Below are 7726 nucleotides of genomic sequence, written 5' to 3'. Positions count from 1 at the left end.
ACCGGCGCGAGAGCTCGCGCCGGTCCGGGCCGTCGGCCGTCAGCCGTGCAGGGCGGCTGCCTCCTCCAGGGCGGGGATACCGTCGCGGGCGCGACCCACGCCGGCCAGGACGAGGGCGTAGTCGGTGAGGGCGCGGGTCAGCAGCGGGTTTGCCCCGGTCGGGTCGGCAATCGCGAGCGAGCGGGCGTGGTCGAGGGCCTTGGCGTAGGCGGGCACGAGTAGGCGGGCCGCGGCCGTGCGGGACATCGGCGCGAAGGTCGCTCGGACGTTGAGTCGACGTTCGAGCACGACGCGCTGTGCGGGAGTGGTGGTCGGTGCGTCGAGTGCGGCGCGCAGCGCGGGTTCGGCTTCGGTGTGCCGGATCAGGCGGGTGGGCGACCAGTGATCGGAGGTGGTGGCGTGCGCGATGTCGGCCGGTTCGTCGGCGGCGCCGAGCACCGCGAGGTGGTGGGCCAACAGGTCGTGGCGCAGGCCCCGGGTGGGGCTGTGCGCGGCGCGCGTGCGATACACCTCCACCGCGCGCGTCAGCACCGTCCGGCTTTCGGCGGGGCGGTTCGCGGCGGCGAGCAATTGCGCGCCGTACAGCAGGATCGGGACTTGGCGGTCCTCGTGGGTCGTCTCCAGGAGCGGCCGGTACGCATCGGCCGCGTCGGCGAATCGGCCGCGGGCGGCGAGCCGGCCCGCGTGTGCGGTGACGTACCAGTGGTGGTCGGCCTTCGGGAGGTGGCCGCGGGCGAGGCCGGCGGTCACCGTGACCGCCTCGGCGAACAGCGGTTCGGCCTCGTCGTCGCAGCCGTCCTCGACCAGTGCGACAGCGACTTCGAGGAGCGCCTCGGCCAGGGACCACCGGCCGCCCGTGCGGGCGCCGGCGCGGGCCAGGGTGAGAATCTCGCGCCGTACGGCCAGTGCCTCGGCTCGTCGGTCGTAGCGGTACAGCGCCCACTGGTAGGTGCTCAGGATGCCCCGCAAAACCGCGTCCCGGTCCCGGTGTTCGGCCGGATCCAGGCTTCGGCACAGGTGGATCGCCTCGGTCAGCCTGCCGAGCGTGAGGCCCATGTCGGCCCCGTTGTGCCCGAACATGTGCCCGGTCGTGTGCAGCGCCGCGGCCAACCGCCGGGCGTAGTACGCGGGTCCGTCGACCTCCCCCAGGGCGCGATAGATCCCGACCAGTCGTTCCGCCGACACCCGGTCGACGTCGAACAGCATGACTCGCGCGCGAGCCACTACATCGGCATTCGCCACATGTACCCCAGTCTCTGTTTCCACCCCGCCGCACCGAACGGCACGACGCCATCACCAGCTCCGGATCCGGGCGCACGCATGCTCGGAACCACCGGACTCCCCCGGTGGCTCGAATCGGCATGGCATGGACGACATCCGACGCCGCATCCCGTCCCGGCGGCTCGTTGTCGCGGAACCGTACAGCGCACGGTGTGCCTTCAGGGTGTGCGCGAATTCCCGTAGGGTGAATGCGTATTGACCTCCGGGCCGGCAGTTTGGACGGCCCTCGGCAGGACGCGAGCCCAGGGTGCTCGCCCGCCGCGCCGCTGCGGACACGGGCGCATCGACCCGGCTCGCGTCGGATTTCACTTCTGCACGGGCCTCGAAAGCGCACGGTCGGCATCGGCCCCATCCTTCCCACGTGCCCGCAAGTCAGGCCTGTGACCTGGCACTTGCATGGCGATGTGCATGGCGACATGTGCGGCGGTGTGCAGCGGGAGTCGCAACGCGAGCCGTGGCGCGCCGGTTTCCTCGGACAGCGGTCTCGCGCACAGGCGAACGCCCCCGAAGGCCTGCGGTTCGGACGCCGCGGATCGGGACGGGCGCCCGATATACCACCAACGGGTGTACCCGGGACGGGAATCGTGGTATCCGACGTGATCCGATTTCAATCCTGGTGGGGTACGGGCCATCAGGTCGCGTGCGCCGACGCCACGGGAGGACATCCGGCCCTCCCGGGTCCATCCGGCGACCTGCGGAGGCTGGTTTGATGAGAAAGACGTCCTGGTATCTCGGCGCCGCCGCCACGTTGCTCGTCGCGACGAGCGCGGTGACCCGATTCGCCGTGCTGCCCGCCGTGCACCAGGTGCCCGACGACGCCGACTTCACGATGCACTTCGCCGGCGGCATGACCCTGTTGGACCCACAGGCGCTCCAGGCGGGCAACCTGCCCGGAGCCATCGTGCGCAACCTGCCCGTCACCGTGGACCGGCACGTGCACGCGGTGCACGCATCCGGGTCGACCGTCGTCCTGAGCGACCGCACCGTGGTGTCCGGCCCGCAGAAGCAGGCGCTCACCACGATCGAGAAACGGTGGTCGGTGGACCGCAGGACCCTGCTCGACCGGCCGATTCCCAAAGGCGTCGCAGCCGAACCGCACCGCGGCCTGACGGCGGGCTTCCCGTTGGAGCCCGAGAAGAAGAACTATCCGTACTGGGACTCGCCGACCCGGACCACCGTCCCGGCCACATACGTGCGGACCGAGCGGCGCGCGGGCCGGGAGACGTACGTCTTCACGATCCGCACCAGCGGCCCGCTCGCCGACCAGGAGTCGCTGCGCACGCTGCCGCCGGCGATGCCGAGGGCGGCGGTACAGGGCCTGGCCGGCGTCGCGTTCCCGAATCGGCCCCTGGAGCTGGCCGGTCAGGCCGACCCGGTCCCGCTGGCCTACACCGCGACCACCGACCTCACCGGCTGGGTCGACACCGAGACCGGGGTCACCGTGGACCTGGAGTCCACCCAGGGTGTCACCGCGACCGCCGCGTCGGTCTCCGGCGCGCAGGCCGAGGTCTTCCCGGTGTTGTCGCTGAAGATGACCACGACGCCGGCCTCGCGCGCGGAGTTGGCCGACACCGCCGCCGACGGCGCCCGGGCGCTGTGGCTGCTCGGCGTCGTGGCACCACTGGCCGCGCTCCTGCTCGGTGTGGCCCTGCTCGGCTTGGCCGTCCATCTCGAACGCCGGTCCCGTCGAGGCCGATCCGACGCGACGCTGCCCGGCCCACGGAACGAGGCCGCCTCGGACGCGGGCCCGGACACAAGTCCGCCTTCGGCCTCCACCGCCGCCGCGCCGAACCCCGGATCAGGGTCGGGATCCGATGCGGGACCCGGCTCCCATGCCGGCTCCCCCGTCGATTCCGAGACGGAGACCAACGCACCGACCACCAACTAGGGTTCCGATCACGCCCCGATCGGCGCGCCGATCGGCACCTATCCTTTCGTCCATGAGTGATCAACAACTTGAGGTGGTCGTCCGCCGTGCCCGGCCCGCCGACCTGGACGGGCTGGTCGCCTGCAGCGCCGCTCTGTTCGCGGAGGATGCCGGGACCAGGGACCCGAGTGTCGACGTGAGTTGGCCTCGCGAGTACGGACCCGCACACTTCGCGGCCGGGATGAACGACCCGAGCGCGCTCCTTCTCGTCGCGGACTGCGCCGGGCAGGTCGTCGCATACCTTGCCGGATCCGTGGCCGAGGGATCCGCGAAACGACCGGCGCGGACCGCGACGCTCGTGAGTCTGTACGTGGACCCGGCCCACCGCCAGGGTGGGCTCGGAGTCCGTTTGGTCACCGGGTTCTCGGCCTGGGCGAAGGAGGTGGGGGCCGAACTGGCCGAGGTGACCGCGTATTGCTCCAACGCCGACGCGATCCGTTTCTACGAACGCAACGGTTTCGCACGCCAGACGGTGACGTTGCGGTCCCTTCCGTGAGATCGAGCGGCGGCGCGGCACGGGCTGTCCCGGCCGCCGCCGTCATCGCCGCGCGCCGGCCGACGAACTCGCGGCGCTGCGCGGAGGCCGGCGCCACGTGTGTGAACCTGCGGATCCACGTGCCCGGGGTATCCACCGAGGCGGCCCGCGAGCAGATCGCCGCGCTGGGCCACGAGGTGCTGCCGCGGCTGCGGGCCGCCGCCACCGATCCGACACGTGACACCGGCACCGAGGCGGCACGCGGCGCCGGAGTCGATCCGGCAGGCGCTGCCGACGCGGATGCGGTGCGCGATGCGGCACCCGGTAACGACTCGACCACACAGGGAGTACAGCGGTGATAGCCGAACGCATCAGGTTGGCCGGCCGAACGGTGATCGTCTCCGGCGCGGGTGGCGGCGGGATCGGTACGACCTGCGCACGCGGGCTGCTCGAAGCCGGGGCCACCGTGCTGGGTGTGGATCGCGACGCCGAGCGATTGGCCGCGATCGAGGCCGAGGCAGCCGAGGCGACGGGCCTGGGCGGCCCGCCCGGCACGCTGCTGACCGTATGTGCGGACGTGTCGACCGCCGACGGCGTCGCCACCGTGATGGAGCGGGCCGCCGCCGCGCCGGACGAGTTGTACGGGCTGGTCAACGTCGTCGGCGGCAGCCTGTTGCCGCATTGGGCGCCTGCGCTCGACTTCGACCGCGAACAGTGGGACCAGGCCCTGGATCTGAACCTGCATCATGTGATGTGGCTGTCCCAGGCCGTGGCTCGGCACCTGGTCGCGCACGAGTCGCCCGGTTCGATCGTGACCATCAACTCCACCGGCGGCGTGGTCGCGGCGCCCTACCACGTGGGCTATGGGACGGCCAAGGCCGCCGTGCTCGGGCTGACCCGGACGCTGGCCCTGGAGTGGGGCCGATACGGGATCCGGGTGAACGGGGTCGCGGCCGGCTCGATCACCACGCCGCGCGCGACCGCCGCCGCGCAGGATCCGGCGCTCGCGGGCCGCGGAGTGCCGCTGCGCCGGCGGGGGACGCCGGCCGACGTGGCGGCGGCCGTACTGTTCCTGATCTCCGACCTGTCCGCGTACACGACCGGCGCGGTGATCCCGGTGGAAGGCGGCGCGCTGCACCGACTCGGCCTGTTCGACGAGGACAACGTTCCGGTGCACGTGAGCAATCCGCAGATCCTGGCCCGGATCCGTGGGGACTGAGGACCCCCGCACGGCAGCACGGGCGGTGTCCGCGGGTGTCGCGAAGCCCGTGGCCGTCGCGGAGCGTACGGACGTCCCGGCGGGTCGGCGTTGGACCGATGCGGGGCCCGCACCCCACGATGGCGACATGAAAGCCGACCACACCCTCAGCGCAGCCGATCCCACCTTCGCCGACGTCCTGGCCGCCCGCTCGTTTCTCGCCGAGCACCTGCCGCCGACTCCGATGTGGTCGTATCCCGCGCTCGACGCGGCCACCGGCGCGCACGTGTTCGTCAAGCACGAGAACGTGCAGCCGGTCGGCGCCTTCAAGGTCCGAGGCGGGCTGACCCTGCTGGCCGGCCTGAGCCCGGCGGAGCGGGCCCGGGGTTTGGTCACCTACTCGACGGGCAACCACGCGCAGTCGATCGCGTACGCGTGTGCCGCGTTCGACGCGTCGTGCACGGTGGTGATGCCCGCCGAGGCGAACCCGGCGAAGGTGCGGGCGGTGCGCGCGTTCGGCGCCGAGGTCCTGCTGCACGGCGCGAACATGGCCGGCGCACAGGCTCGGGCCGAGGCGTACGCGGCTGCCGAGGGCCGGCTCCTGGTCAGCCCCGGCGACACCGCCGCGCTGGTGGCCGGGGTCGGTACGGCGTACCTGGAGATCCTCACCGCCGAACCCGACCTGGACGCGGTGGTGGTCCCGGTGGGCAGTGGTACCGGAGCCGCCGGTGCGGTGCTGGTGGCCGCCGAACTCGCGCCGGGCTGCCGGGTGATCGCCGTGCAGTCGACCGCCGCGCCGGCCGCGCACGACTCGTGGCGGGCCGGGGCCTGCGTCACGCGCGCCAACACCACCGTCGTGGACGGCCTGGCCACCGGCCGGGGGTTCGAACTGCCGCAGCGGGTGCTGCGCTCCGGGCTCGCCGACTTCCTCCTGGTCTCGGACGCCGACATCGCGCGCGCGCAGCGACTGCTCGCGACGCACGCACATACGCTCGCCGAGGGCGCGGGTGCCGCCGCGTTGGCCGCCGTACTGGCCCACCCGACCGAGTTCGCGGGCGGGCGGATCGCCGTCGTGTGCTCGGGCGGCAACGCCTCCTCGGCCGAGATCGCCGCGCTGGGCCGGGACGCCGGCTGACCCGGTCCGGCGCGCGGGTGGCCGAGCCGGATCCGCTGCGCCGCCGCCGGCACCGGCGGTTCGCGGACAGCCGTCACGGTGCGCCGATGCCCGCCATACTGGGGATTCATCGGATCTCCGGAGGGTCAGCGGCGTGGCGGTTACAGACGAGGCCATCGACAAGATCAAGGGCATGATCGTGTCCGGGGAGCTTCAGCCGGGCGAGAAGCTGCCCAAGGAGGCCGATTTGGCCGCCCGGCTCGGGCTGTCCCGGAATTCGCTGCGCGAGGCGGTCAAGGCGCTGTCGCTGATCCGGATCCTGGATGTGCGCCAGGGCGACGGTACCTACGTGACCAGCCTGGAGCCGACGCTGCTGCTCGGCGCGATCTCGTTCGTGGTCGACTTCCACCACGACAAGAGCGTGCTCGACTTCCTCCAGGTCCGGCGGATCCTGGAGCCGGCGGCCACCGCGCTGGCCGCCGAGCTGATCGACGCCGAGGGCATCGCGACGTTGCGCACGCTCGCCGATCCGCCGAGTCCGGATGCCGGGCACGACGCGCTGATCGAGCAGGACCTGCGCTTCCATCACCAGATCGCCGTGTTCGGCGGCAACCAGGTGCTGTGTTCGCTGCTGGAGACGCTGTCCGGCCCGACCATGCGTGCGCGGACCTGGCGCGGCCTGACCGAGGACGACTCGTGGCAGCGCACGATCCGCGAGCATCACGCGATCGTGGACGCGCTGGAGTGCCGGGACGCGGGCGCGGCACACGCGTGGTCGACGGTACACATCAGCGGTGTCGAACAATGGCTGCGACGGATGACCTGAATCCTCCCGCGGGAGGCTGATGTCGCGAGCGGTGCAAGCGCTCGCCGAGACACTTTGCTTGCCCTTCCCGACCGGACAGGCAAGGATCGGAAGCGATATCGGTCCACATCGGAGGTAGTTGTGAAGGTCCTCGTGGTCGGTGCCACCGGCACTCTGGGTGCGGCTGTCACCGCGCTGCTGTCCGCCCGGCACGACGTGGTCACCGCCTCCCGGAGCGGGAAGACCGATGTCGTGGTGGACATCACCGACCCCGAGTCGGTGGCAGCGATGTACGCGCAGGTCGGCCGGGTGGACGCGGTGGCGTGTGCGGCCGGCGGTGTGCCGTTCAAGGCGATCGATGAGCTCACTCGTGCCGATGTCGAGCGCGCGGCGCTGGACAAGCTGCTCGGACAGGTCGAACTGGTCCGGGGCGGGCTCGACTTCGTCGCGGACAACGGCTCGTTCACGCTGATCACCGGCATCCTGTCGGGCGAGGCCATCCCGACCGGGTCGATGGCCTCGATGGCCAACGGCGGCATCGACGCGTTCGTACGCGGCGTCGCGATCGAACTGCCGCGCGGATTGCGGATCAACTCGGTCAGCCCCACGATGTTCACCGAGTCGTTGGAGGCGTACGACACGTTCTTCCCCGGCTTCCCGCCGGTCGACGTCGCGGCGGCCGCGATGGCGTACCGCCGCTCGATCGAGGGTCGCCAGACCGGCCGGAGTTTCCGCGTGGGCTGGTAGCCGGCGGCCGTCGAGTCACCGGACGTGCTCCACGCCGACCCGTCCACCCGGGCACGGACCCGTCACCGTCGACCGAGCACCGGTGCGGACCGGATCGCCGCCGCGATCCGGTCCGCGTCCCGTCGAGCGTGCGCCGATAGGCGGGGGTGGCTCGGGCGCGGGTGGGGGGCGGGTCGGGC

Annotated in this window: 8 protein-coding genes; 7 read left to right on the top strand and 1 reads right to left on the bottom strand. The window is 72.1% G+C overall.

Annotated elements, in window-relative coordinates:
• Positions 1 to 39 precede the first annotated feature (39 nt).
• Positions 40 to 1206 (bottom strand): hypothetical protein, encoded by a 1167-nt coding sequence (locus ABZS54_RS41040; RefSeq protein WP_355547953.1) that lies wholly within the window; start codon positions 1204 to 1206, stop codon positions 40 to 42.
• A 784-nt stretch (positions 1207 to 1990) separates the two neighbouring features.
• Here ABZS54_RS41040 and ABZS54_RS41035 point away from each other — a divergent pair.
• The 7 genes from ABZS54_RS41035 to ABZS54_RS41005 all read left to right on the top strand — a co-directional run bounded on the left by ABZS54_RS41035 (position 1991) and on the right by ABZS54_RS41005 (position 7547).
• Positions 1991 to 3169, top strand: a complete 1179-nt coding sequence (locus ABZS54_RS41035) for a porin PorA family protein (protein WP_355547950.1) — start codon at positions 1991 to 1993, stop codon at positions 3167 to 3169.
• A 52-nt stretch (positions 3170 to 3221) separates the two neighbouring features.
• Positions 3222 to 3704, top strand: a complete 483-nt coding sequence (locus ABZS54_RS41030) for a GNAT family N-acetyltransferase (protein WP_355547947.1) — start codon at positions 3222 to 3224, stop codon at positions 3702 to 3704.
• Positions 3701 to 4042, top strand: coding sequence for a hypothetical protein (locus tag ABZS54_RS41025; protein WP_355547944.1), 342 nt, complete (start codon positions 3701 to 3703; stop codon positions 4040 to 4042). The genes ABZS54_RS41030 and ABZS54_RS41025 overlap by 4 nt, the downstream gene beginning before the upstream one ends.
• Entirely contained in the window at positions 4039 to 4902 is an 864-nt protein-coding gene (locus ABZS54_RS41020; protein ID WP_355547941.1) for an SDR family oxidoreductase, read from the top strand. Before ABZS54_RS41025 ends, ABZS54_RS41020 begins: the two co-directional genes overlap by 4 nt.
• A 127-nt stretch (positions 4903 to 5029) precedes the next feature.
• Positions 5030 to 6016, top strand: coding sequence for a pyridoxal-phosphate dependent enzyme (locus ABZS54_RS41015; RefSeq protein WP_355547938.1), 987 nt, complete (start codon positions 5030 to 5032; stop codon positions 6014 to 6016).
• Positions 6017 to 6149: 133 nt separating this feature from the next.
• On the top strand, positions 6150 to 6821 hold the full coding sequence (locus ABZS54_RS41010) for a FadR/GntR family transcriptional regulator (RefSeq protein WP_355547935.1): 672 nt from the start codon (positions 6150 to 6152) through the stop codon (positions 6819 to 6821).
• A 120-nt stretch (positions 6822 to 6941) separates the two neighbouring features.
• Positions 6942 to 7547 carry a short chain dehydrogenase gene (locus ABZS54_RS41005; RefSeq protein ID WP_355547932.1) on the top strand — a complete coding sequence of 202 codons (606 nt, stop codon included), beginning with the start codon at positions 6942 to 6944 and terminating at the stop codon, positions 7545 to 7547.
• Positions 7548 to 7726 lie beyond the last annotated feature (179 nt).

Source organism: Embleya sp. NPDC005575 (assembly GCF_040605455.1).
In the GTDB taxonomy this organism is placed as follows: domain Bacteria; phylum Actinomycetota; class Actinomycetes; order Streptomycetales; family Streptomycetaceae; genus Embleya.
The sequence above is the reverse complement of the archived record's forward strand: the minus strand, read 5'-3'. Positions and strand labels throughout refer to the sequence as shown.

Excerpts from the sequence above, each read along its gene's own strand:
- ABZS54_RS41015 (WP_355547938.1), top strand. The coding sequence starts at position 5,030 with ATGAAAGCCGACCACACCCTCAGCGCAGCCGATCCCACCTTCGCCGAC.
- ABZS54_RS41040 (WP_355547953.1), bottom strand. The coding sequence starts at position 1,206 with ATGCTGTTCGACGTCGACCGGGTGTCGGCGGAACGACTGGTCGGGATC.
- ABZS54_RS41035 (WP_355547950.1), top strand. The coding sequence starts at position 1,991 with ATGAGAAAGACGTCCTGGTATCTCGGCGCCGCCGCCACGTTGCTCGTC.
- ABZS54_RS41030 (WP_355547947.1), top strand. The coding sequence starts at position 3,222 with ATGAGTGATCAACAACTTGAGGTGGTCGTCCGCCGTGCCCGGCCCGCC.